Here is a 23,394-nt window from a genome sequence, read left to right as displayed (position 1 = left end):
ATCTCGCGCGCCTCGCCGCAGGCGCGCGTTACTGTCGCAAGGATCCCCTATGATTAAAACCTTCCGCTTTGCGCTGCTGGCTAGCGCCCTGGCCAGCAGCGCCCTGACGGCCACCGCCGCGCCGGCGGTGCCGGTCCGCGTCGCCACGGCCGAACTGGCTCCTCATGCTGAAGAACGCGCCATCCCCGGACGGGTCGAGGCAATCCGCGCCGTCGACATTCGCGCGCGCACCGAAGGGGTGATTGTTCAGCGCCACTTCCAGGACGGGCAGTATGTGACCGAGGGCGACCTGCTGTTTACCCTCGACGACGCACAGCCCCGCGCGGCGCTGGCCCTGGCGCAGGCCGAGCTGAAAAGCGCAGAGGCCTCATTACGCCAGTCGCAACAGCTGCTCACTCGCTACGAGCGACTCATCAACAACCACTCCATCAGCCGCAACGACGTCGACACAGCCCGGATGCAGCGCGACGTCGCCGCCGCCGCTGTGCAGCAGGCGAAAGCCCGCGTCGAGGCCCAGCAGATTGTGCTCAGTTATACCCGGATTGCGGCGCCGGTGACCGGACGGGTGGGCCACAGCGCCTTTCACGTCGGGACGCTGATTAACCCATCCAGCGGAGTGCTGGTGGACATTGTGCAGCTGGATCCGGTGCGGGTGTCGTTCGCCCTCGACGAAGCCGCGTTTTTCAGCAAAACCGGCCAGCATGCCGACATCCACGCTCTGAAGCAGGCGTGGCTGGCGCAGATTGACGTGGATGGCAAACGGCGCGATGGGGTGTTGACCTCCATCGATAACCGGATTGACGCCCGCACCGGCAGCGTGGCGGTGCGGGCCGAGTTTGCCAATCCGCAGCACCGTCTGCTGCCGGGGGGCAGCGTGACGATCCTGTTCCGTCCGCAAGAGCTGCAGTCACGGGTGATGATCCCGGCCGCCGCCGTGCAGCAGGATCCGCAGGGCTTTTTCAGCTGGGTGCTGAAGCCGGACCATACCGCCGGGCAGCGTCGTCTGACCCTCGCCGGGCAGCAGGGGCAGCAGTTTGCGGTTGAGAAAGGGCTGCAGGCGGGCGAGCAGGTGATCACCGACGGCGCGCAGCGTTTACGCGAAGGCGCCGCGGTACAGGTGCTGAACTAAGTAAGGAGAAGGGATGCTGACCTTTTTTATCCGTCGTCCGCGATTTGCCATGGTGATCGCGCTGCTGCTGACCTTTGTCGGCGCGGTGTCGCTGAAGCTGATCCCGGTGGAGCAGTATCCGGCGATCACGCCTCCGGTGGTGAACGTTACCGCCAGCTGGCCAGGCGCCAGCGCGTCAGACGTGGCGGAGGCTATCGCCGCCCCGCTGGAGACCCAGCTCAACGGCGTCGATCATATGCTGTATATGGAGTCCACCAGCTCGGATGAGGGAACGTACCGTCTGAGTATTACCTTCGCGGCGGGCACCGACGCCGACCTGGCGGCGATCGACGTGCAAAACCGGGTGTCGCAGGCGCTGGCTCAGCTCCCGGCGGAGGTGCAGCAGAATGGGGTCCAGGTACGCAAGCGCGCCAGCAACCTGCTGATGGGGGTGAGCCTCTACTCGCCGCTGGGCACGCTGTCGCCGCTGTTTGTCAGTAACTACGCCAGCACCCAGGTGCGCGAGGCGCTGGCGCGCCTGCCCGGCGTCGGCGAGGTGCAGATGTTTGGCGCCCGGGATTACAGTATGCGCATCTGGCTGCGTCCGGACCGCATGAACGCCCTCAACATCACCACGGATGACGTTGCCCAGGCGCTGCGCGAGCAGAATGTGCAGGGCGCGGCGGGGCAGGTGGGCACCCCGCCGGTATTCAACGGTCAGCAGCAGACGCTGACCATCAACGGGCTGGGGCGTCTGAACGAGGCGGCCAGCTTTGGCGAGATTATCCTCCGCCGCGGCGCGCAGGGACAGCTGGTGCGCCTCACCGACGTGGCGACCATCGAGCTGGGCGCCCGCAGCTACAGCTCCGGCGCGCAGCTCAACGGTAAAGCGTCGGCCTATCTGGGTATCTACCCGACGCCCACCGCCAATGCCCTGCAGGTCGCCAGCGCAGTGCGCGCTGAGCTTAACCGCCTGCACACCCGCTTTCCGGCGGATCTCACCTGGGAGGTGAAGTTCGATACCACCCGCTTTGTGGCGGCGACGATCAAAGAGATCGGCGTCTCGCTGGCGCTGACCCTGCTGGCGGTGGTCGTGGTGGTGTCGCTGTTCCTGCAGAGCTGGCGGGCGACGCTGATCGTAGTGCTGGCAATCCCTGTGTCACTGATCGGCACCTTTGCGGTGCTCTATCTGCTGGGCTACAGCGCCAACACCCTCAGCCTGTTCGCGATCATTCTCGCCCTGACGATGGTGGTGGATGACGCCATTGTGGTGGTGGAGAATGTGGAAACCAAAATGGCGGAAGGGCTGGATCGCCTGCAGGCCACCGCCCAGGCGCTGCGGCAGATCGCCGGGCCGGTGATCGCTACGACCCTGGTGCTGCTGGCGGTGTTTGTGCCGGTGGCGCTGCTCCCGGGGATCGTCGGCGAGCTGTACCGGCAGTTTGCCGTGACGCTCTCCACCGCGGTGGCCCTGTCGAGCCTGGTGGCGTTAACCCTAACCCCAGCCCTCTGCGCGCTACTGCTGCGCCCGCGTCCCGCCCGGCCGGCGGCGGTGTGGCGGGCGTTTAACCGTCTCCTCGACGGCACCCGCGACGGCTTTGGCCGGCTGGTTGGCTGGATGAACCGCCGCCCCTGGCTGGCGCTGGCGGCGACGGTCGCGGCGGGCGCGCTGGTGGCGTTCAGCTTTAGCTCAATGCCGAAAGGCTTCCTGCCGCAGGAAGATCAGGGTTACCTGTTTGCCAGCGTGCAGCTGCCGGAGGCGGCGTCGCTGGAGCGTACCGAAGCGGTGATGGCCCAGGCGCGCAAGCTGCTGATGGCTAACCCGGCGGTGGAGGATGTGATTCAGGTGTCCGGCTTCAACATTCTCAACGGCACCAGCGCCGCTAACGGCGGGTTTATCTCGGTAATGCTCAAGGACTGGCATCAGCGGCCGCCGCTGGATGCGGTGATGGCGGATATCCAGCGCCAGCTGCTGTCGCTGCCGGAGGCGACGATCATGACCTTCGCGCCGCCGACCCTGCCGGGCCTGGGCAATGCCTCGGGATTTGACCTGCGCATCCTGGCGCAGGCCGGTCAGTCGTCGGCGGAGCTGGAGCAGGTGACGCAGGAGATCCTTCAACTGGCGAACCAGCATCCGCAGCTGAGCCGGGTGTTTACCACCTGGAGCAGCAACGTGCCGCAGCTGACCCTGACGGTCGACCGCGATCGGGCGGCGCTGCTGGATGTGCCGGTGGCGCAGATCTTCAGCAGCCTGCAGACGGCGTTCGGCGGCACGCGCGCCGGTGATTTCAGCCTTAACAACCGTGTCTATCATGTGGTGATGCAAAATGAGATGCAGTGGCGCGAGCGGGCTGAGCAGATTAGCGAGCTGTACGTCCGCAGCCGCGACGGCGAGCGGGTGCGGCTGAGCAATCTGGTCACCATTACGCCGACGGTGGGGGCGCCGTTTATTCAGCAGTACAACCAGTTCCCGTCCGTGTCGGTGAGCGGTTCAGCGGCCGAGGGGGTCAGCAGCCGTACGGCGATGGCGGCTATGGAGCAGATTCTGCAGGCCCATCTGCCGCCGGGGTATGACTACGCCTGGAGCGGCATCTCCTGGCAGGAGCAGCAGACCGGCAATCAGGCGGTGTGGATCGTGCTGGCGGCGGTGGCGATGGCGTGGCTGTTCCTGGTGGCGCAGTATGAGAGCTGGACGCTGCCGGCGAGCGTCATGCTTTCGGTGCTGTTCGCCATCGGCGGAGCGCTGCTCTGGCTGTGGACGGCGGGCTATGCCAACGATGTGTATGTCCAGATAGGACTGGTGCTGCTGATCGCCCTGGCGGCGAAGAATGCGATTCTGATCGTTGAGTTTGCCCGCAGCCGGCGCGAAGAGGGATTGTCGATAGTCGACGCCGCGCGCGAGGGCGCCACCCGCCGCTTCCGCGCGGTGATGATGACCGCGGTGTCGTTTATTATCGGCATCATGCCGATGATGCTCGCCACCGGCGCCGGGGCGCAGAGCCGGCGGATCATCGGCACCACGGTGTTCAGCGGAATGCTGGTGGCGACGATGGTTGGCATCCTGTTTATTCCTTCGCTGTATGTTCTGTTTCAGCGTATGCGCGAGTGGGCACATCGGCGGGGGTAAGCGCGGCGTTACCGGTCGGTAACGGGGATACTCCAGGCTGCAACGACTACCGGGCGGTCCCCTCTCCCTTAGGGAGAGGGGGAGGGTGAGGGGGGGGGTCGCGTTCACGTTGCGTTTGGGCGTGAGCCCCGCCTTATCTGCCGACCTCCGGTTAGCCGATTTCAGCGGGAATCGGCCCTGCTGCACGCCCGTAGATTTCAGGGGCCATATCATAGCGAACAGACTCTGTAGGCCCGGTAAGCGCAGCGCCACCGGGCAAGGACATCGGGCACGGCGGCAATACCTTGCCCGGCCTGCCGTTAATTTATTCACTCTCCTGGCTGGAATGGCCGCCCCCAAACGCGCCCGCTATTTCCTCTCCACCGTTATCATGGTCACGAACGGATGATATTGCCACGGCACGCTGCCGCCTTTGCGGTACATCTTCGACAGGGTGCCGTCGAGATAAAGCATCTGCCGCACCCCAAGCTTTGACTGCGCATAGCAGGCAAAATCATAGAAGTTGGTCTCGCGATCGCTGAGCATAAACACCACCCGGCCTTGCTTATCGATGCCAACCCCGTTGCGCAGTTTGCGCGAGCTGGCGGAGGGCTTCAGCCGCCAGTTGATGACGCCATTCTCAATCAGCATCGGGCCGGACTGCACCGCATAGCGGATGGCGGGAGAGCGTTTGTACGCCGGCAGCGGCACGATTTTTGCCCGGCCGTTCTCCACCAGGAATACGCCGCCGGGGCGGATAAAGAAGTTCCCGCCGCCGGCGGAGCGGTTTACCGGCGTCAGGCGTTTGCCGTCTTCGATATACAGCCCCAGCGGCGCGTAGGCCTTATCGTAAATGCCGCCGTTCATCGCCATCTGCACCCGGCCATCGCCATCGATACCCGCCAGCAGCGAACGCAGGGAACCCCAGGCTTTACCGTGCCGATCCAGCCAGTACATTGCAATGCGCTCTTTCTGCGCATCCACCCGATAGCTCTGCAGGGTTAGCGTCGGGTCGGTGAGGGTACAGGCGGCGCTGGCGACGGCGGCCAGGGGCAGCAGCGCCAGGGGGAGCAGGCAGCGTAATAACATGGGCAATCCTTTCTATGGTCTGCGCCGAGTATACCCGCCTCGCTGTCTTATGCCGCCCAAATCTCACAGTGTTTTTGCACCAGCCCGGAAAGCGAACCGCCGTTGGCGATAAACTCGCGCATCTGCTGCGCCTCGCTGTGCGGCGATTTCGCCTGGCGAACCACCGCCTCCAGCGCCGCCGTCGCCTTCAGCTGATGGGCGAAAGGAGCCAGCCGGTCGGCGAGCTGCAGGATCTCCTGGCGGATGCTGCGCTGCTCCCCGCTGCGCACGTCGGTAAGGGTCCCGTCCAGCCCGTAGCGGCAGGCCTGATAGCGGTTAAAAGGGTACAGCAGATAATCATCAGGCTGGTGCTTAAAGGGGCGCTCCGTCAACAGCCAGCAGGCCAGGGTCTGTATAAAGCCGGCGATATGGATCGCCTGGGCGAGGGTCAGAGGAGTGTCCATCACCCGCACCTCGACGGTCCCAAACTGCGGGCTGGGGCGAATATCCCAGTGCAGATCCTTCATGCTGTCGATCATGCTGGTGTAGCTCAGCTGGCGGAACAGGCGACGAAACCCCTGCCAGTCGGCCACCCACGGCATCGGACCGTTGTCGGGATAAGAGGAGAAGCGGTTGAGGCGCGAACAGGCGAAGCGGCTGTCGGTGCTGTCGAACCACGGCGAGGCGGCGTTGAGGGCGATGAAGTGCGGCACAAAGCGCGACAAGCCGTGCAGCAGATAGATGGCGTCGTCGCCGCTCTGACAGCCGACGTGCACATGCTGGCCAAAGACCGTCGCCTGCTGCGCCAGATAGCCAAAATGCTCGACGGTTTTGACATAGCGCGGATTGTCGCTGATCTGCTGGCGCTGCCAGGCATGAAAGGGGTGGGAACCCCCGCCGCAGATCTGCAGATGATGATGCAGCGCCGCGCGCTGGACCGCCTGCTGGATGGCGCTGAGCTGGATTTGCGCATGGCTGATGTCGCGGCACACCCCGGTGGCGATCTCCAGCATGCTCTCGGTGATATCGTGCTTGGCTTCTCCCACGGTCAGCTCATGCTGGACGTCGGCAATCAGCGTCGAGGCATCCTGGCTGAGGTCGTAACCCGGCGGGTTCACCACCTGCAGCTCCAGTTCGATACCGAGGGTAAAAGGATCGGAGCGGTGAAAATCGGCTAAAGGCATAGTCTCTCCCGGTCGATGTGTTCCCTGAAGTATAGAAGGGATTGATCCCGAGGGAGAATACGCGGCGGCGGAGGACGGGGATGAATAAAAAAGTGACGCAGAGTGATTATTTGAAATTTGCCATATAGCGGCTGGTGCAATTCTGCAACATATTTCCCGCTGGCGGTGCGACGGAATAAGGTGCAATTATTTTCCCATAATTATCATGGTGATAATATAAGTCCTTCTTATTTTACCGGTCGGTTTTGGCCTATTATCGCCCGCGTAAGAGCTGGTACGCATTTTGCCTGTTAATCCGTGACACTTTATTTAACAGGGATCATGTGATGCACAAAAAGACGTTATTTTCGCGTGCCGGTCGTCTCGCCGTGGCGGTGAGCGGCGCACTGGCCCTGGCGGGCGCCGCCTTACCTGCCAACGCCTCCACGCTGCGGATCGCCATGACCGCCGCGGATATTCCGTTAACCCTCGGCCAGCCGGATCAGGGCTATGAGGGCAACCGCTTTACCGGCATCCCGCTGTACGACGCGCTGGTGGAGTGGGATCTGTCGCAAGGTGAAAAGCCCAGCGGTCTGGTGCCGGGGCTGGCGACCGAGTGGCACATCGATCCGCAGAACACCAGCCGCTGGATTTTCACCTTGCGTCCGGGCGTCAGGTTCCATGATGGGACGGAGGTGAACGCCGACGCCATCGTCTGGAACGTGGATAAGGTGCTGAATAAAGCGGCGCCGCAGTACGCCCCGGGGCAGATCGGCAACACCCTGTCGCGGATGCCGACCCTCACCGGCGCGGAGAAAATTGACGGCCACACCGTGGCGCTGACCACCTCGGAACCGGACGCGCTGCTGCCGTACAACATCACCAACCTGTTTATTGTCTCGCCCACGGCGTGGCAGAAGCAGTATGACGCGGTGCCGGCCAGCGCGGGGGATAGCGCCGCGCGCAGCAAACAGGCATGGACCGCCTTCGCCGCCCATGCGGTGGGCAGCGGCCCGTTCAAACTGGAGAAGCTGGTGCCGCGTCAGCAGCTGATCCTCGCGAAAAACCCCGACTACTGGAACAAAGATCGCATTCCCCGGGTGGATAAGGTGGTGCTGATCCCTTTGCCGGAGGCCAACGCCCGCACCGCGGCGCTGCTGTCGAAGCAGGTGGACTGGATTGAAGCCCCGGCGCCGGATGCCATCGATCAGATCAAGTCTCAGGGTTTTCACCTTTACGCCAACACCCAGCCGCACCTGTGGCCCTGGCAGTTCTCCTTTGAAAAAGGATCGCCGTGGCAGGACATTCGGGTGCGCAAAGCGGCCAACCTGTGTCTGAACCGCGCCGAGCTGAAAAGCTACCTCGGCGGCTACATGACCGAGGCCACCGGGGTCTACGAGGCCGACAGCCCGTGGCATGGCAAACCCACCTTCCAGATCAAATATGACCCGGACGCCGCCCGTCAGCTGATGACCGAGGCTGGATACAGCGCCGGCAAGCCGCTGCACGTCACGGTGGCCACCTCGGCCTCCGGCTCCGGGCAGATGCAGCCTTTGCCGATGAACGAGTATATCCAGCAGAGCCTGAAGAGCTGCTTCTTCAATGTGGATATTAAAGTGGTGGAATGGAACACCCTGTTCACCAACTGGCGCCTGGGCGCCCGGGATCCCTCGGCAAAAGGGATCGACGCGATCAACGTCAGCGCCGCGGTCAATGATCCCTATTTTGGCCTGATCCGCTTCTCGACCGCCAAAGCGTTTCCGCCGGTGGCGACCAACTGGGGCTACTTCGCCACCCCAGAGACGGAAAAACTCGCCGCCGCCGTCAAGCACGCCTTTACCCCGGAAGCGATGAATAAAGCCGCCGGCGATCTGCACGCCGCGCTGGTGGATCAGGTGCCGTTCCTGTTTGTCGCCCACGACGTCGGGCCGCGCGCGATTTCGCCCGCGGTGACCGGAGTGGTGCAACCGCAGAGCTGGTTTATCGACCTCAGCCTGGTGAGCAAAAAAGAGTAATCGCGAAAGGGGCAACCGATGATCAATACGCTGCTATACCGCATTCTGCTGGCTATCCCCACCATGCTTGGGGTGGCGGTGATCTGTTTCATGCTGGTGCAGATCGCGCCGGGCGACCCGCTGGTGTCGGTGATGCCGCCGGACGCCTCGGAGGCGCTACGCCAGACGCTGATGCAGGCCTACGGCTTTGATAAGCCGCTGCCTCTGCAGTTTATCCACTGGCTGTGGCGGGCACTGCACGGCGACCTCGGTATGTCGGTCGCCACCGGCCGCCCGGTGATAGACGAGGTGATGACCGCAGTGGCTTACTCCCTGCGCCTGGCGCTGCTGGCGACGGCGATCGGCTTCGTCCTCGGCAGCCTGTTTGGCTTTGTCGCCGGCTATTTTCGCAACAGCGTCATTGACCGTCTGGCCTCGGTGTTGTCGGTGTTTGGCGTCAGCGTGCCGCATTACTGGCTGGGGATGCTGTTGGTGATCCTCTGCAGCGTCAAGTTCGCGCTGCTGCCGGCCACCGGCGGCGGGCCGATAGGCGAGGTGGGCTGGCAATGGGACTGGGCGCACCTGCAGTTCATGCTGCTGCCGGCCATCACGCTGTCGGTGATCCCGACCGGGATTATCGCCCGCACCGTGCGCTCGCAGGTAGCCGATATCCTCAGCCAGGAGTTTATCGTTGGCCTGCGCGCCCGCGGCCTTAACGAATCGCGCATCTTTGTCCACGTCATGAAAAATGCCGCGCCAACCGCGCTGGCGGTGATGGGGCTGCAGGTGGGCTATCTGATGGGCGGCTCGATCCTCGTGGAGACCGTCTTCTCCTGGCCGGGGACCGGGCTGCTGCTCAACACCGCCATCTTTCAGCGCGACTTGCCCCTGCTGCAGGGCACTATCTGGGTGCTGGCGCTGTTTTTCGTGTTGCTCAACCTGTTGGTGGATATTCTGCAGGCCACCCTCGACCCGCGCATTAAGAGGAGCTGACCATGGTGGATACGGCAACGACGAAAGCGGTCCCGGCCGCGCCGGCCAACGCTTCCCGGCAAGGTTACTGGCGCGGCGTGCTGCGCCGCTTACTGCGCGATCCCGGCGGCGTGGTGGTGGGGGTAGTGATCCTGCTGCTGCTGGCCCTGGCGCTGTTAGGGCCATGGCTTATCGTCAAAGACCCCTATCAAACGTCAATGTTCCTGCGCCTGAAGCCCATCGGCAGCGACGGCTTCCCGCTGGGCTCTGATGAGCTGGGGCGCGACATGCTGTCGCGACTGATTCTCGGCACCCGGCTGTCGCTGTTTATGGGGATTGTCCCGGTGGTGTTCGCCTTTTTTATCGGCGGCGCCATCGGGATCATCGCCGGCTACATGGGCGGCAAAATCAATACCGTGATTATGCGCACCGTGGATGTGTTCTATGCCTTTCCCTCGGTCCTGCTGGCGATTGCGCTGTCGGGGGCGCTGGGGGCGGGCATCGGCAATGCGCTGCTGTCGCTGACCCTGGTGTTTGTCCCGCAGGTGGCGCGGATTGCCGAGAGCGTGACCGCCCAGGTACGGCATATGGACTATATCGACGCCGCCCGGGCCACCGGCGCCAGCGCATTGACCATTATCCGCGTCCAGGTGCTGGGTAACGTGCTCGGGCCGATCTTCGTCTTCTCCACCGGGCTGATTTCGGTGTGCATGATCCTCGCCTCCGGCCTGTCGTTTCTCGGCCTCGGCGTGCGGCCGCCGGAGCCCGAGTGGGGGCTGATGCTCAATACCCTGCGCACGGCAATCTATACCCAGCCGTGGGTGGCCGCCCTGCCGGGCCTGATGATTTTTATCACCTCCATTTCGTTCAATATCCTCGCGGACCGCCTGCGTGCGGCAATGGCGATTAAGGAGTAAGCGATGCAACCCTTTATCAATATCGATCTCGGCGGGCCGGCGCAGCCGCTGCTGAAGGTCAATCATCTGCTGAAGTACTTCCGCGGCGGCAAAGGCCGGGAGGTGGTCCTGGCGGTGGACGATATCAGCTTCACGGTGATGAAAGGCGAAACCCTGGGGGTGGTCGGCGAGTCGGGCTGCGGCAAATCGACCACCGCCCGGCTGCTGATGCAGCTGCTCACCCAGGACAGCGGCGAACTGATCTTCGACGGGCTGGAGGTTGGCTCGTCGCGTCTGCCCATGAAAGCCTACCGTCGCCAGGTGCAGATGGTTTTCCAGGATAGCTATGCCTCGCTCAATCCGCGCATGACCATGGAGGAGAGTATCGCCTTCGGCCAGCGCGTCCACGGCGTCAGCGCCAGAGAGGCCAGCGAATACGCCCGCTATCTGCTGGCGCACGTCGGCCTTGAACCGGCGCGCTTTGCCGACCGCTACCCGCATGCGCTCTCCGGCGGCCAGCGGCAGCGGGTGAATATCGCCCGCGCGCTGGCGATGAAGCCGCGGCTGGTCATTCTTGATGAGGCGGTATCGGCGCTGGATAAATCGGTGGAAGCCCAGGTGCTGCAGCTGCTGCAGGAGCTAAAACGCACCCTCGAGCTGACCTATGTGTTTATCAGCCACGATCTGCACGTGGTTCGCTGGCTGTCGGATCGGATCCTCGTTATGTACCTTGGCGAAGTGGTAGAGATCGGCCCGGCGGAGCAGCTGTTTACCGCCTCCGCCCACCCCTATACCCGGGCGCTGTTAAGCTCCATGCCCTCCATGGACCCGGAACACCGCACCCTGACCTCGCCGCTGAGCGGCGATCCCCCCAGCCCCATCGCGCCGCCGAGCGGCTGTCGCTTTCACACTCGCTGCCCGCATGCGAAGGCGGTCTGCGCCGAAGTGAAACCGCGGCTGGAGGCGGTCGGGGAGGGGCACCAGAGCGCCTGCCTGATGGCGCAGCCGGCCTCGCTCTGGCATCAGAGCATCCCCCTTAAGGAGGTCAGCCATGTCGGATAACGCCTTTGTCCATGTGCGCGACCTGCGGGTCGTCTTTCGCCGCGACGGGCAGACCATCAACGCGGTCAACGGGGTCTCCTTTGACGTACAAAAGGGGGAGGTGATGGCGCTGATTGGCGAGTCGGGTTCCGGCAAGAGCGTGACCCTGCGGGCGCTGATGCGCCTGCACCCGCCGGGGAGCAGTGAGCTCTCCGGCACCCTGCGGGTGGGTGACGACGCGGTGCTGACGATGAGCGCCAGCCAGCTGCGGCGCTACCGCGGCGGGCGCTGCGCGATGATTTTTCAGGAGCCGCTGCTGGCCTTCGACCCGGTCTACACCGTTGGGCAGCAGATTATTGAAGGGCTGCGTCGCCACGAAGGGCTGTCGCGCCAGGCGGCCCGGGACAGGGCACTGGAGGCCCTGCGCCAGGTGCGCATTCCCAGCCCCGAGCGGCGGCTGGACGCTTACCCGCACGAGATGTCCGGCGGGATGCGCCAGCGGGCGATGATCGCCCTCGCGCTCTCCTGTAACCCGCAGCTGCTGCTGGCGGATGAGCCGACCACCGCCCTCGACGCCACGGTGCAAATCCAGATCCTGATCCTGCTGCGCGAGCAGCAAAAGCAGCGCGGGCTGTCGATCGTGTTTGTGACCCACGACATCGGCGCCGCGGTGGAGATCGCCGACCGGGTGGCGGTGATGTACGCCGGGCGGATCGTCGAGGAGGCTTCTATGAGTGAGATCCTGCGCCACCCACGCCATCCTTATACCCGGGTGCTGCTGGGCAGCCGGCCGAAAGAGGGGCTTAAGAAAGGCGATGCCCTGCACTGCATTCCCGGCGCGCCGCCGGATCTGGCGCGCTTGCCGCCCGGCTGCGCCTTTGCCGAGCGCTGCCCGCACCGTCGCCCGGTCTGCGAGCAGAGCCTGCCGCCGACGGAATCCGTCGCGGAGCGCCACGCGGTGAGTTGCCACCGCTGGCGCGAGCTGGCGATTGACGCCAACGCGCAGGCCCTGGCCGTCTGACCGGCGGCAACACACCACGATGAAGACCAGGCGCTGATGCCTTCTTTCCCACCGCCGGTTGCGCTGGCGGCGACCTTGATGTCAGGAGACCACCATGAGCTGTGATGTACTTTTTACCCCCGCGACCGACACCACCGGCTGGCGCATCAATGGCGACCGCCTGTGGGCGTCGTTAATGGATCTCGCGCAGATCGGCGCCACGCCGAAGGGCGGCTGCCGCCGTCTGACCCTCACCGACCTCGACCGTCAGGGGCGGGACCGGGTGATTGGCTGGGCGCGGGAGGCCGGGATGAGCGTCACCATCGATAAAATCGGCAATGTGTTTATGCGTCGGGAAGGGCGCAACCCCAGCCTGCCGCCCATCGTCTCCGGCAGCCATATCGACACCCAGCCCACCGGCGGCAAATTTGACGGCAACTACGGCGTGCTGGCGGCGCTGGAGGTGGTGCGCACGCTCAACGATCTGCAGATTGCCACCGAGGCGCCGATTGAGGTGGTGTTCTGGACCAACGAAGAGGGGTCGCGCTTTGTGCCGGTGATGATGGGCTCCGGGGTCTTTGCCGGGGTCTTCCCGCTGGAGGAGACCTGGGCCGTCACGGATAAAGAGGGCGTCAGCGTCGGCGAGGCGCTGGCGCAGATCGGCTATATCGGCGAGCAGACCCCGGGAGAGCATCCCGTCGGCGCCTATTTTGAGGCGCACATTGAGCAGGGGCCGATTCTCGAAGATGAAGCGAAAACCATCGGTATCGTGCAGGGCGTGCTGGGGATCCGCTGGTACGACTGCGTGGTGACCGGTCAGGCGTCGCATGCCGGGCCCACGCCGATGCGCCTGCGTCAGGATGCCCTGCAGGTGGCGACCCGCATTATGCAGGAGGTGGTAGCCATTGCCGGACGCAGCGAAGAGGGACGCGGCACCGTCGGCAGCGTGCAGGTGTGGCCCAACAGCCGCAACGTGGTGCCCGGAGAGGTCACCTTCTCCATTGATATGCGCAATCTCAGCGATGCGCTGGTGGATGAAATGGATCGCCAGCTGCGGGCGTTTATCGCGGAGGTTGAGCGGGAAAGCGGTCTGCAGGTGGCCCTGAAGCAGGTGAGCCACTATCCGGCGGCGCCCTTCGATGGCGAATGCCAGCAGGCCATTGCCGATGCCGCGCAGCGGCTGGGCTACCCGGCGCGGCCGATCGTCTCCGGCGCCGGGCATGACGCAGTGTATATGAGCTACCTGGCGCCGACCGGGATGATTTTTATCCCCTGCAAGGATGGGATCAGCCATAACGAAATGGAGTATGCCTCGCCGGAGCACGTCGCCGCCGGCGCCAACGTGCTGCTGCAGGTGATGCTCCAGTACGCGCGGCCGCTGTAGGCGGTCGCCATCCCCGGCGGGGCGACCTGTTTCCAGCCGTTTGTCATGCGGTAGCCCGGGTCAGCGGTTACGCCGCCGAAACCCGGGACGGCGGATGTAGGGGCGGTCAATCACTGCTCCTGCTCTCTGCGCTAACCCGCCGGCGGCCACATTTGCGCGAGCCCACCACGCACAGCACCACGCCGAGGGTAACCGCCAGCATCAAGGGGCTGACGGTTTCGTGCAACAGCGCCGCCGACAGGCCAAGCCCGAAGAACGGCTGCAATAGCTGGAGCTGGCCGACGGCGGCGATCCCGCCCGCGGCCAGCCCTTTGTACCAGAAGATAAAACCGATCAGCATACTGAAGAGCGACACATAGCCGAGCGCGGTCCAGGAGGAGGCCGATATGGCATGCCAGGACGCAGGCTGAACCATCAGCGAGGCGGGGAGCATCAACGGCAGGGCAATCACCAGCGCCCAGCAGATCACCTGCCAGCCGCCGAGCTCCCGCGTCAGCTTCGCCCCTTCCGCATAGCCGAGGCCGCAGGCGATAACTGCCGCCAGCATCAGCAGATCGCCGCTGAGCGACGTCGCCGCACTTTGCGTCAGGGCGAATCCCATCACCAGCAGACTGCCCAGCAGCGAAAAGATCCAGAAAGCGCGCTGAGGACGCTCGCCGCCGCGCAGCACACCAAAAATAGCGGTCATCAGCGGCAGCAGACCAATAAACACAATCGAATGCGCCGAGGTGATGCGCTGCAGGGCCAGCGCCGTGAGCAGGGGAAAGCCGATCACCACCCCTGATGAGACGATGATCAAGGGCACAAGCTGCGCCAGGCGCGGGCGTTTCTGGCGAAAGCCGACCAGCAGGGCGATGGCAAGCAGTCCGGCGATGGAGGCGCGCAGAAAGGTCAATAACAACGGATCCATATCCTGCACCGCCAGCCGCGTCGCGGGCAGGGAACCGCTAAAAATAATCACCCCCAGTAAACCATGAAACCATCCGGACCAGGGGCCGGGCGGCGATTTATCCAATATTGAATCTACCACGTTAACCTCGCGTTATCTGATTGGGCTGCGCCCGCTTGAGCATCGTCAGTGGCGATGGTAATGTGGCCAATCTGATACAATCAAATTATTGTCATAGATACATTTTACGATGAAAGCTCGATACAAAGCCGTTGTCGACCGATACGCGCAGGCGATCCGCAGCGGGCAGCTGCCCGCCGGCAGCCGTCTGCCAACGCACCGTACCCTTGCCGCCGATGAACGCCTCTCGCTGGCCACCGCCACCCGCGTCTACCGTGAACTGGAAGAGATGGGGCTGGTTAGCGGCGAAACCGGCCGCGGCACCTTCGTGCGCGACCTCGCGCTGCCGCCGGGGCATGGGGTCGATCAGCAGGTGGTGGCCGCTGACGTCGTGGATCTTAACTTCAACTACCCTTCGCTGCCGGCGCAGGGCGATGCGCTGCGCGAGGCGCTCAGGCAGCTGGCGATGGCGGGCGATATTGATTCGCATCTGCGCTATCAGCCTCACGCCGGGCGGCTCGCCGAGCGGGACATTATCGCCCGCCATTTGACCTGCCGACACTTTGCGCCGGCCGCGGAAAATGTCCTGATCGTTAACGGCGCACAGCACGGGCTGGCGGTGACCGTTATGGGGCTGTTACGTCCGGGCGATGTGGTGGCGGTTGATGCTCTGACCTATTCGGGCTTCAAGGTTCTGGCGGCGCTTTATCATCTGGAGCTGGCGGCCATCCCCTGTGGGGCCGAGGGGCCGGACCTGCAGGCGCTTCATGCGCTGTGCCAGCAGCGGCGAGTGCGGGCGGTGTATACCATGCCGACGCTGCACAATCCGCTGGGCTGGGTGCTCAACGCCGGGCAGCGGCAGGCGCTGGCCGACCTCGCGCGCCAGCACGATCTGCTGATTATTGAAGATGCGGCTTACGCCAGGCTGGTGAGCCGCCCGCCGCCGCCGGTGGTCAGCTATGCGCCGGAAAGAACGGTGTATGTCACCGGATTTTCGAAAAATATCGCCACCGGGCTGCGCGTGGGGGTGGTGATTTCTCCGCCGCGCTATCGGCCGGAGATTGAGCGCGCCATCCGGGCCACGACGTGGAATACGCCGACGCTGATAAGTTCGCTGATTTGCGCCTGGATTGAAGATGGCACGGTGGCCCGCTTTGAAACACAGAAACGCCAGGATGCGCGACAGCGGCAGCAGGTGGCCCGCGAGGTGCTTTGTGGGCTTCCCGTTGTCAGTCATCCCGATTCGTATTTCGTCTGGCTGCCTCTGGGGGAAGAGAGCCGGGCCGATCGGCTGGCGAACGCGCTGATGGAACGGCGTATTTCGGTGTCGACCGCCGAGCCGTTCTGCGTCTCCGCCACGATTCCACAGGCGCTGCGCGTTGCGCTCGGATCGGTGCCTTTCGACAGTCTGCGCCCGGCGCTGCTCAGCGTGCGCGATGCCGTTGAGTACGAACAATTTCGCTAACCCATCTGCTCCAGCTGGCCGCGCAGGACCTCCACCCCCTGGGCGATGGCGTCGGGGTTAATGGCGTGGAAACCCATGCGAAAGTAGTTATCCGGCGGCGCGGCGCTGAGAAAATGGCGCGCCCCGGGCTCAATCAGCACGCCGGCGTGGGCGGCGCGCCAGGTGAGCTGCTGGGTGTTGATCTGCGCCGGTGTCTGCAGCCAGAAGGCGTTAGCGTGTTCGCTCCCCGCCAGCGCGCGGCACGACGGCAGATAGCGCTGCAGGGCGGCGTGCAGGCGCTCCCAGCGCTGGGCGGAGTCGTAGTGGTAGCGCCGCAGATGGGTTTCATAATGGCCCTGGGCGAGGAAATGGGCCATCTGGTACTGAATGTTGGTCGGCGGATGGCGATAGACCAACCGGCGCAGGGCGCGCGCCTCGTCGATCAGGTCCGGGTCGGCGACCATAAATCCCAGCCGCAGCCCCGGCGACAGCGCCTTTGACAGGCTGCTGACATACACCACCCGGCCGCTGCGGTCGCTGGCCTTCAGCGCCGGCAGCGGGTTGAGGGTAAAGTTACTTTCCGAGTCATAATCATCTTCAATGATCACCGCGTCATGGCGGGCGGCATGATCCAGCAGCTGGCGGCGGCGCGCGCTGCTCATTGCCACCCCGGTGGGCACCTGGTGGCCGGGGGTGACATAGTAGTAATCGCAGGGACGTTCGTTAAGCACGATCCCCTCTTCATCCACCGGGTGCGGCACCACCTCGGCGTCGGCGAGCAGAAAGGTGTTGATGGCTTCGCGAAAGCAGGGGTTTTCGACGCCAATGCGGGTGGTGGAGGAGAGCAGCAGCCGGGTCAGCAGGTAGAGGGCGTTTTGCGAGCCCAGGGTAATGAGAATTTCGTCCGGGGCGGCGACAATGCCGCGCTTGGGCAGCACCCGGGTGCGGATCTGCTCGATGAGCATCGGCACATCCTGGTCAATATGGTCGATGACCCACGCCGGGTCGCGCACCCCGCCGTGCAGCCAGTTCGCCGCCGAGCGCCAGGTGGCCAGCGGGAACTGCCGGGTATCGGGCTGGCCGTAGATAAACGGGTAGCGGTAGTGCATCCAGCCCGCCGGTTTGAGGATCGACTCCTGCTGGCTGGGGGTCATCTGCAGCCGGTCGCCCCAGCGTGGTGCAGCCGCTTCGCGCTGCGGTGCACTCTCGACCGCGGGCGGCGAAGCATCGTGATAGTCGGGGTGCAGGTAGTAACCACTTCGCGGGCGGCTAATCAGGTAGCCCTCGTTGACCAGGCTTTCGAACACCAGGGCGGTGGTGTTGCGCGAGACGCGCAGCTGGCTGGCCAGCTGGCGGCAGGAGGGCAGCGGGGTGTCGGCGGCGAAGATCCCGCTGAGAATGGCATTCACCAGCGTCTCTCGCACCTGTTCCTGCAAACCGCGGCCAGGCTCAAAATCAACGTGTAACAGGTGACGGATCATACGGGGCTCCTCTGGCAATAACGCATCGCGACCACCCGCTAAGCTCAGCAAATTCCATACCACCCTTCCGTCATCTGACACAGCGATGCGGCCCATCTGGCTCTATACGGAATTGCAAAACGCTCCCACATTAAAAACGCATTCAGCCGCCGCGGATCGGAACCTCCCGGCCTCTATTTTGCATAAACCTTTTCGCGTTCTGGAAAGAACCCGTCTGGCCAATCCATCAGGGGTGAAATAATGAAAAAATCATTGGCATCAATATGTCTGAGCGCTGTATTAACGGTTGCTTTTTCTTATCACGCCGTCGCGGCCGATCTGCCGGAAATAGAAAAATCCGGCACCCTGAAAGTGGCGACGGAAGATGATTATGCGCCGTTTAACTTTATGAATAATGGCCAGGCCGATGGCTTTAACAAAGATATGCTTGAGGAATTACGTAAATACGCCAAATTTCATGTCGACCAGAGCATATTACCGTGGACCGGATTATTAGCGGCTGTCTCCACCGGACAATACGATATGGCCTTAACCGGGGCGGTTATTACCGATGAGCGGCTGAAGGTTTTTGATTTCACCCCGCCGTGGGCCTCCGCGCAGCACTATTTCGTCAAACGCGCTGGCGATACCTCGCTAAATACCATTGCCGATCTCAGCGGCAAAAAAGTGGGCGTGCAGGCAGGCAGCGCGCTGCTGGCGCGTTTGCCGGAGCTGAAGGCGATGCTGGAGAAGACCGGCGGCAAGCTGGGACCGGTGGTGGAGTACCCCTCCTATCCGGAAGCCTACGCCGACCTGGCGAATAAGCGGCTGGATTACGTGATTAACGTGGTTATCTCGGTAAACGACCTGGCGAAAGCCAAACCGAAGGTCTTCGCCAAAGGGCTGGCCGTCTCCGGACCGGGCTATATGGCGTGGCCGATCCCGAAAAACTCGCCGCAGCTGCTGGCCTATATGACCAAGTTTATGAACCACATGAAGGAGACCGGCAAGCTCGCCGAGCTACAGAAAAAATGGTTCGGCGAAACCTATGACAACCTGCCCACCGAGGCGATCACCAGCCCGGAACAGTTTCATAAGCTTGCCGGTCTGTAATGTTCCGCGGCGGGCGACCGCCGCCTGTTGCTGAGAAGGAGGGCCTCATGGATGCAATTTCCTGGCAGTTATTAATCGAAGGCGCATGGACGACCCTCTGGATTTCGGCCATCGCTATCGCCTTCGGGGTGGTGGCGGGGCTGCTGATCGCCCTGGTGCGGATGTTGCGTCTGCCGGTTATCGACCAGCTGCTGGTGGTCTATATCAGCCTGGCCCGCGCGACGCCGCTGGTGACGCTGGTGCTGTTTCTGTTTCTTTCGCTGCCCACGATGGGTATTAACCTCGACAAGAACGTGGCCGCGATTGTGGCGCTGACGCTTAACACGTCGGCGTTTAACGCTGAGATCTGGCGCAACGCCTTCCGTACCTTTCCGCGCGAACAGCGGGAGGCGGCGGAGTCGGTGGGAATGCGCCGCTGGACCTACTTCCGCTACATCATGCTGCCGCAGATGTGGATCGAGAGCCTGCCGGCGCTGGTCAATGAGATGTCGTTTTTGATCAAAGGTAGCCCGGCGATCGCCGTGATTGGCGTGGTGGATCTTACCCGGGTGACCAACCGTATCTCCTCGGTCACCTACGAGCCGCTGTCGCCGATCCTCGCCGCCGGCCTGCTGTATGTGGCGATCATCGGCTGTTTGTTGAAGCTGCAGGGGATCGCGGAACGGAAAGCCAGGCGCCTGGCGCGCTAGCAACGGGAGGTATTATGAATCAGTGGGGCGTTATCTGGTCGGTACGCGATAGCTTTATTGCCGGGTTATTCGCGACCCTCGAACTGTTTATTACCGCCGCCCTGGCGGCCCTTATTATCGGTATTGCGCTGTGCTATTTGAGTGAATATCAAAAGAAAGTCCTTAACCGGGTTATCATTGGCTTTGTCAGCCTGATGCGCGCGATCCCTTTTTTGATCCTCGCCTATCTGCTGTATTACGGACTGCCGCAGCTCGGTATTAGCATGGAGCCGTGGACCGCCGGTTTATTGGCCCTGATTATTTATCATGGCGCCTACTTCTTTGAAATATTGCGCAGCCAGCGGCGGGTATTTTCCGGCGGGTATATTGAAGCGGCGATTGCTCAGGGCTTTTCTCGCTATGCCATTTTTCGGCGGATTATTTTACCCAATATCGTCTCTTCCGCCTTACCGCTGATCGGCAATCAGCTGATTATCTGCCTGAAGGACACCGCTTTCCTGAGCATTATTACCGTTCAGGAGATCACCGCCGCCGCCAACAGCGTCCAGGCGACCTATTTTATTCCGTTTAACGCCTTTATCGTCGCCATTGGGCTTTACTGGGCGATCAGCATTCTGCTGGAGCTGCTGATTAAGCGCCTGACCGCCTGGGGAGCCAAACGAGGAATGAGCCATGCCTGAGTCTATTGCCGTAAGCGTCAAAAACGTCTCCAAGCAGTTCGATAATGTGGAAGTCCTGCGGGATATTAACCTGACGGTGGAGAAGGGGACCGTGGTGAGTATTCTCGGCTCGTCCGGGTCGGGAAAATCCACCCTGCTGCGCTGTATGAACTGGCTGGAACAGCCGGACCGCGGTGAAATTCATATCGGCGGTCAGCGGCTGGGGATTGATGAACAGCGCGGCCGGGCGATGTCGCACCGCCAGCTGGCCAAAATCCGCGAGCGGGTGGGGATGGTGTTTCAGAGTTTTAACCTGTGGCCGCATCTGACCGTGCAGCAGAACGTCAGTGAGGCGCTGCTGCGCGTTAAGGGCATGAAACGAGACGAGGCGAAGGCCATGGCCATGCAGCAGCTGGAGAAAGTCGGCATGGCGCACAAAGCCGATGTCTACCCGATCACCCTCTCCGGCGGGCAGAAGCAGCGGGTGGCGATCGCCCGTTCGCTGGCGATGTCGCCAGAAGTCATCCTCTTCGATGAACCGACCTCGGCGCTGGATCCGGAGCTGGTGAACGAGGTGTTAGGAGTGATGAAAGCCCTTGCCGCCGAGGGCTACACCATGGTGGTGGTGACCCACGAGATGGATTTTGCCCGCCAGGTGTCCAATGAGGTGGTGTTTCTGGAGAAGGGGCTGCTGATTGAGAAGGCGCCGCCGGAGAAGTTCTTCACCCAACCTGACTCCGAACGCGTCAGGCAGTTTCTGCAAAGCAGCCGCTAGACCGGCCTGTACCCCCTGCCGGCAGCGCCGGCAGGGGAAACGTCAGACTTTACTTAATCCCGGTCGATGGCGAACGGCTGCCACGCCTGACGCACCGGCATCACTTCTACCCGGTTAATGTTCATATGCGCCGGCAGCGTGGCGATATAAAACATCTGCTCGGCGATATCGCGCGCGCTCAGCGGCGTGGTGCCGCGATAGAGCTTATCCGATGCCGCTTGGTCGCCCTTAGTGCGCACCAGGGTAAATTCGGTCTCGGCAATCCCCGGCGCCAGATCGGTGACTCGCACGCCGGTGCCAAGCAGATCGCAGCGCAGGTTATAGCTGAACTGTTTCACGAAGGCCTTGCTGGCGCCATAGACATGGCTGCCGGGATAGGGCCACTGTCCGGCGATCGAGCCGATATTGATAATGCTCGCTCCGGTGCCATGGCGAATCAGCGTCGGCAGCAGGGCGTGGGTGACCGTCACCAGACCGGTGACATTGGTGTCGATCATCGTTTTCCAGTCCTCCAGCGCCACCTCCTGCGCCGGCAGCGGCGACAGCGCCAGCCCGGCGTTGTTGATCAGGGTGGTGACATCGGCGAAATCGGCGGGCAGCGACGCCACGGCGGCAGCCACTGCCTCGCTGTCACGAACGTCAAGCTCAATAATATGCACCGGCACCTTAGCGGCGAGGCTGTCCTGTAAGGCCTTCAGTCGCGGATAGCGGCGCCCGCTCAACACCAGCGACCAGCCCGCGTCGGCAAACACCTGCGCTGCCGCTTCGCCAAAACCCGAGGTCGCCCCGGTGATAAACACTACGTTGCTCGTTGCCATCTCATTCTCCTGTGCGGTTGTCCCTTCACTATAAAAACGCCGGACGGCAAGGCACAGGGCCAGACGACGGGCGGGGATGTGACACCGTGTCACATCGTTTTGCGCGCACTGGCTCTATCCGATTTGCGCGGCCGCGGCCAATGATGAAGCCAACCACTACGACATGAGAGAGGGCAGGGTATGAAGCTGGCAATTCACAACGAGGTCGCGGTAAGCAATGACGAAGTTCGGCAATTGGATCGCGCCTATGTGTTTCATTCATGGTCGATGCAGGGCAATCTCAACCCGCTGGTCATCGCCGGGGCGCAAGGCTGCGAGCTATGGGATTACGAGGGGAATACCTGGCTCGATTTCAGCAGCCAGCTGGTGAACGTCAACATAGGCTATCAACATCCCCGGGTGCTGGCGGCCATGAAGGCGCAGCTGGAGACCCTGGTCACCATCGCGCCCGCCACCGCCAACCTTGCCCGCGGCGAAGCGGCGAAGCGCATCGTCGACCTGGCGCCGGCGGGCTTCAGCAAGGTGTTCTTCACTAACGCCGGGGCGGATGCCAATGAGAACGCGATTCGCATGGCGCGGCTCTATACCGGGCGCGACAAGGTGCTCTCGGCCTATCGTTCCTACCATGGCAACACCGGCAGCGCGATCGCCGCCACCGGCGACTGGCGCCGGGTGCCGAATGAGTTCTCCCGCGGCCATGTGCACTTCTTCAACCCCTACCTTTACCGCAGCGAGTTCAACGCCGCGACTGAGGAAGAGGAGTGCCAGCGCGCGCTGGCGCATCTGCGGCGGATCATTGAATGCGAGGGGCCGACGGCCATCGCGGCGATCCTGCTGGAGTCCATCCCCGGCACCGCCGGGATCCTCGTGCCGCCGGCAGGCTATATGCAGGGCGTGCGCGCTCTGGCCGACGAGTTTGGCATCGTGCTGATCCTCGATGAGGTGATGGCCGGCTTTGGCCGCACCGGCAGCTGGTTCGCCTTCGAACAGGATGGCGTGGTGCCGGATCTGGTGACCTTTGCCAAGGGGGTTAACGCCGGCTACGTGCCGGCGGGCGGGGTGCTGATTAGTGAGCCGATTGCCCGCTACTTTGATGACCACTTCTTTGCCGGGGGGCTGACCTACTCCGGCCATCCGCTGGCGATGGCGGCGATTGTCGCCACCATCGACGCGATGAAAGAGGAGAAGGTGGTTGAGAACGCGGCCTATATCGGCAACGAGGTGCTGCGACCCGGCCTCGAGGCGCTGGCGGAGAAGCACGCCATTATCGGCGAGGTGCGCGGTCGCGGCCTGTTCCAGGCGCTGGAGCTAGTAAGCAGCCGTAAACAAAAAACGCCGTTGACCGCCGCCGACATGGCCGCGATCAAAGGGGCCTTAACCGAGGCCGGACTGCTGGCCTTTGTGGTGGAAAACCGCATTCACGTGGTGCCGCCGTGCACCATTACTGCTGAGCAGGTGGCGCAGGGGCTGGCGATTTTTGATGCGGTATTCGCCCGCTTTGCCAGCCTGGCGAAGTAGGGGAGGGGGCCGTATACTGTTGCCCGGCGGCGCTGCGCTTGCACGGGCCTACGGGGTGTGAGCCTGTGTGTGGATCCTGTAGGCCGGGTAAGGCGCAGCCGCCACCCGGCGAAATAACGTCACAACTGAATATTTCCCTGTTCGCGCTGCGTCTGGCAGGGCTACAGCTTCTGTGTT

General features: G+C 63.1%; 19 protein-coding genes. 14 read left to right on the top strand and 5 right to left on the bottom strand.

Going from position 1 to position 23,394, the window contains the following annotated elements:
- Positions 1-49: 49 nt before the first annotated feature.
- Both ACLH1I_RS08075 and ACLH1I_RS08070 read left to right on the top strand, forming a co-directional pair.
- Positions 50-1,129, top strand: coding sequence for an efflux RND transporter periplasmic adaptor subunit (locus tag ACLH1I_RS08075; RefSeq protein WP_004202498.1), 1,080 nt, complete (start codon positions 50-52; stop codon positions 1,127-1,129).
- A gap of 13 nt (positions 1,130-1,142) precedes the next feature.
- The gene (locus tag ACLH1I_RS08070) at positions 1,143-4,235 is read left to right on the top strand and encodes an efflux RND transporter permease subunit (protein WP_151628487.1); all 3,093 of its coding nucleotides are present in this window, start codon (positions 1,143-1,145) and stop codon (positions 4,233-4,235) included.
- 348 nt (positions 4,236-4,583) lie between these two features.
- Here ACLH1I_RS08070 and ACLH1I_RS08065 read toward each other — a convergent pair whose 3' ends face one another.
- Positions 4,584-5,303, bottom strand: a complete 720-nt coding sequence (locus tag ACLH1I_RS08065; protein WP_004202500.1) for a phosphodiester glycosidase family protein — start codon at positions 5,301-5,303, stop codon at positions 4,584-4,586.
- Between the two features lie 47 nt (positions 5,304-5,350).
- The gene (locus tag ACLH1I_RS08060) at positions 5,351-6,466 is read right to left on the bottom strand and encodes a YbdK family carboxylate-amine ligase (protein WP_004202501.1); all 1,116 of its coding nucleotides are present in this window, start codon (positions 6,464-6,466) and stop codon (positions 5,351-5,353) included.
- A 326-nt stretch (positions 6,467-6,792) separates the two neighbouring features.
- Here ACLH1I_RS08060 and ACLH1I_RS08055 point away from each other — a divergent pair, with 326 nt between their 5' ends.
- The 6 genes from ACLH1I_RS08055 (at position 6,793) to ACLH1I_RS08030 (ending at position 13,732) form a co-directional block, all read left to right on the top strand.
- On the top strand, positions 6,793-8,460 hold the full coding sequence (locus ACLH1I_RS08055; RefSeq protein WP_151628488.1) for an ABC transporter substrate-binding protein: 1,668 nt from the start codon (positions 6,793-6,795) through the stop codon (positions 8,458-8,460).
- An 18-nt stretch (positions 8,461-8,478) separates the two neighbouring features.
- Positions 8,479-9,432: an ABC transporter permease gene (locus tag ACLH1I_RS08050; RefSeq protein WP_017899019.1), complete on the top strand. Its 954-nt coding sequence runs from the start codon at positions 8,479-8,481 to the stop codon at positions 9,430-9,432.
- Positions 9,433-9,434: 2 nt separating this feature from the next.
- Complete coding sequence (locus tag ACLH1I_RS08045; RefSeq protein ID WP_032455678.1) at positions 9,435-10,328, top strand: ABC transporter permease; 894 nt, start codon at positions 9,435-9,437, stop codon at positions 10,326-10,328.
- Between the two features lie 3 nt (positions 10,329-10,331).
- Positions 10,332-11,369, top strand: coding sequence for an ABC transporter ATP-binding protein (locus tag ACLH1I_RS08040; RefSeq protein WP_151628489.1), 1,038 nt, complete (start codon positions 10,332-10,334; stop codon positions 11,367-11,369).
- The gene (locus ACLH1I_RS08035; RefSeq protein ID WP_017899022.1) at positions 11,359-12,369 is read left to right on the top strand and encodes an ABC transporter ATP-binding protein; all 1,011 of its coding nucleotides are present in this window, start codon (positions 11,359-11,361) and stop codon (positions 12,367-12,369) included. The genes ACLH1I_RS08040 and ACLH1I_RS08035 overlap by 11 nt, the downstream gene beginning before the upstream one ends.
- Positions 12,370-12,463: 94 nt before the next feature.
- Positions 12,464-13,732 carry a Zn-dependent hydrolase gene (locus tag ACLH1I_RS08030; protein ID WP_032455679.1) on the top strand — a complete coding sequence of 423 codons (1,269 nt, stop codon included), beginning with the start codon at positions 12,464-12,466 and terminating at the stop codon, positions 13,730-13,732.
- A 106-nt stretch (positions 13,733-13,838) separates the two neighbouring features.
- Here the strand turns inward: ACLH1I_RS08030 and ACLH1I_RS08025 are convergent, their stop codons facing one another.
- The gene (locus ACLH1I_RS08025; RefSeq protein ID WP_198079583.1) at positions 13,839-14,747 is read right to left on the bottom strand and encodes a DMT family transporter; all 909 of its coding nucleotides are present in this window, start codon (positions 14,745-14,747) and stop codon (positions 13,839-13,841) included.
- Positions 14,748-14,871: 124 nt separating this feature from the next.
- Here ACLH1I_RS08025 and ACLH1I_RS08020 point away from each other — a divergent pair, with 124 nt between their 5' ends.
- Complete coding sequence (locus ACLH1I_RS08020; protein ID WP_049116888.1) at positions 14,872-16,206, top strand: PLP-dependent aminotransferase family protein; 1,335 nt, start codon at positions 14,872-14,874, stop codon at positions 16,204-16,206.
- On the opposite strand, the gene ACLH1I_RS08015 is transcribed toward ACLH1I_RS08020, so the two are convergent.
- Complete coding sequence (locus tag ACLH1I_RS08015) at positions 16,203-17,666, bottom strand: PLP-dependent aminotransferase family protein (RefSeq protein WP_048323295.1); 1,464 nt, start codon at positions 17,664-17,666, stop codon at positions 16,203-16,205. The genes ACLH1I_RS08020 and ACLH1I_RS08015 overlap by 4 nt on opposite strands.
- Positions 17,667-17,906: 240 nt before the next feature.
- Between ACLH1I_RS08015 and ACLH1I_RS08010 the strand changes: the two genes are divergently transcribed.
- The 4 genes from ACLH1I_RS08010 to ACLH1I_RS07995 are packed head-to-tail and all read left to right on the top strand — an operon-like array spanning position 17,907 to position 20,881.
- Positions 17,907-18,758: a transporter substrate-binding domain-containing protein gene (locus tag ACLH1I_RS08010; RefSeq protein ID WP_023319919.1), complete on the top strand. Its 852-nt coding sequence runs from the start codon at positions 17,907-17,909 to the stop codon at positions 18,756-18,758.
- A gap of 47 nt (positions 18,759-18,805) precedes the next feature.
- On the top strand, positions 18,806-19,447 hold the full coding sequence (locus tag ACLH1I_RS08005; protein ID WP_002893187.1) for an amino acid ABC transporter permease: 642 nt from the start codon (positions 18,806-18,808) through the stop codon (positions 19,445-19,447).
- A gap of 14 nt (positions 19,448-19,461) precedes the next feature.
- Positions 19,462-20,127: an amino acid ABC transporter permease gene (locus ACLH1I_RS08000; protein WP_004885631.1), complete on the top strand. Its 666-nt coding sequence runs from the start codon at positions 19,462-19,464 to the stop codon at positions 20,125-20,127.
- Complete coding sequence (locus ACLH1I_RS07995) at positions 20,120-20,881, top strand: amino acid ABC transporter ATP-binding protein (protein WP_004151676.1); 762 nt, start codon at positions 20,120-20,122, stop codon at positions 20,879-20,881. The genes ACLH1I_RS08000 and ACLH1I_RS07995 overlap by 8 nt, the downstream gene beginning before the upstream one ends.
- 53 nt (positions 20,882-20,934) lie before the next feature.
- Here ACLH1I_RS07995 and ACLH1I_RS07990 read toward each other — a convergent pair whose 3' ends face one another.
- Complete coding sequence (locus ACLH1I_RS07990) at positions 20,935-21,699, bottom strand: SDR family NAD(P)-dependent oxidoreductase (RefSeq protein ID WP_048323300.1); 765 nt, start codon at positions 21,697-21,699, stop codon at positions 20,935-20,937.
- Between the two features lie 180 nt (positions 21,700-21,879).
- Between ACLH1I_RS07990 and ACLH1I_RS07985 the strand changes: the two genes are divergently transcribed.
- Positions 21,880-23,217 carry an aspartate aminotransferase family protein gene (locus tag ACLH1I_RS07985; protein WP_069603286.1) on the top strand — a complete coding sequence of 446 codons (1,338 nt, stop codon included), beginning with the start codon at positions 21,880-21,882 and terminating at the stop codon, positions 23,215-23,217.
- Positions 23,218-23,394: the final 177 nt, after the last annotated feature.

It is taken from the genome of Klebsiella sp. 1SOBk10mer (genome assembly GCF_046602535.1).
In the GTDB taxonomy this organism is placed as follows: domain Bacteria; phylum Pseudomonadota; class Gammaproteobacteria; order Enterobacterales; family Enterobacteriaceae; genus Klebsiella; species Klebsiella quasipneumoniae.
This window is presented reverse-complemented; position numbering and strand designations above follow the sequence as displayed.

Coding starts and splice junctions, on each gene's coding strand:
- ACLH1I_RS07990 (WP_048323300.1), bottom strand. CDS start 21,699: ATGGCAACGAGCAACGTAGTGTTTATCACCGGGGCGACCTCGGGTTTT.
- ACLH1I_RS08005 (WP_002893187.1), top strand. CDS start 18,806: ATGGATGCAATTTCCTGGCAGTTATTAATCGAAGGCGCATGGACGACC.
- ACLH1I_RS08065 (WP_004202500.1), bottom strand. CDS start 5,303: ATGTTATTACGCTGCCTGCTCCCCCTGGCGCTGCTGCCCCTGGCCGCC.
- ACLH1I_RS08075 (WP_004202498.1), top strand. CDS start 50: ATGATTAAAACCTTCCGCTTTGCGCTGCTGGCTAGCGCCCTGGCCAGC.
- ACLH1I_RS08055 (WP_151628488.1), top strand. CDS start 6,793: ATGCACAAAAAGACGTTATTTTCGCGTGCCGGTCGTCTCGCCGTGGCG.
- ACLH1I_RS07985 (WP_069603286.1), top strand. CDS start 21,880: ATGAAGCTGGCAATTCACAACGAGGTCGCGGTAAGCAATGACGAAGTT.
- ACLH1I_RS08010 (WP_023319919.1), top strand. CDS start 17,907: ATGAAAAAATCATTGGCATCAATATGTCTGAGCGCTGTATTAACGGTT.
- ACLH1I_RS08050 (WP_017899019.1), top strand. CDS start 8,479: ATGATCAATACGCTGCTATACCGCATTCTGCTGGCTATCCCCACCATG.
- ACLH1I_RS08045 (WP_032455678.1), top strand. CDS start 9,435: ATGGTGGATACGGCAACGACGAAAGCGGTCCCGGCCGCGCCGGCCAAC.
- ACLH1I_RS08070 (WP_151628487.1), top strand. CDS start 1,143: ATGCTGACCTTTTTTATCCGTCGTCCGCGATTTGCCATGGTGATCGCG.
- ACLH1I_RS08035 (WP_017899022.1), top strand. CDS start 11,359: ATGTCGGATAACGCCTTTGTCCATGTGCGCGACCTGCGGGTCGTCTTT.
- ACLH1I_RS08060 (WP_004202501.1), bottom strand. CDS start 6,466: ATGCCTTTAGCCGATTTTCACCGCTCCGATCCTTTTACCCTCGGTATC.
- ACLH1I_RS08020 (WP_049116888.1), top strand. CDS start 14,872: ATGAAAGCTCGATACAAAGCCGTTGTCGACCGATACGCGCAGGCGATC.
- ACLH1I_RS08015 (WP_048323295.1), bottom strand. CDS start 17,666: ATGATCCGTCACCTGTTACACGTTGATTTTGAGCCTGGCCGCGGTTTG.
- ACLH1I_RS07995 (WP_004151676.1), top strand. CDS start 20,120: ATGCCTGAGTCTATTGCCGTAAGCGTCAAAAACGTCTCCAAGCAGTTC.
- ACLH1I_RS08000 (WP_004885631.1), top strand. CDS start 19,462: ATGAATCAGTGGGGCGTTATCTGGTCGGTACGCGATAGCTTTATTGCC.
- ACLH1I_RS08040 (WP_151628489.1), top strand. CDS start 10,332: ATGCAACCCTTTATCAATATCGATCTCGGCGGGCCGGCGCAGCCGCTG.
- ACLH1I_RS08030 (WP_032455679.1), top strand. CDS start 12,464: ATGAGCTGTGATGTACTTTTTACCCCCGCGACCGACACCACCGGCTGG.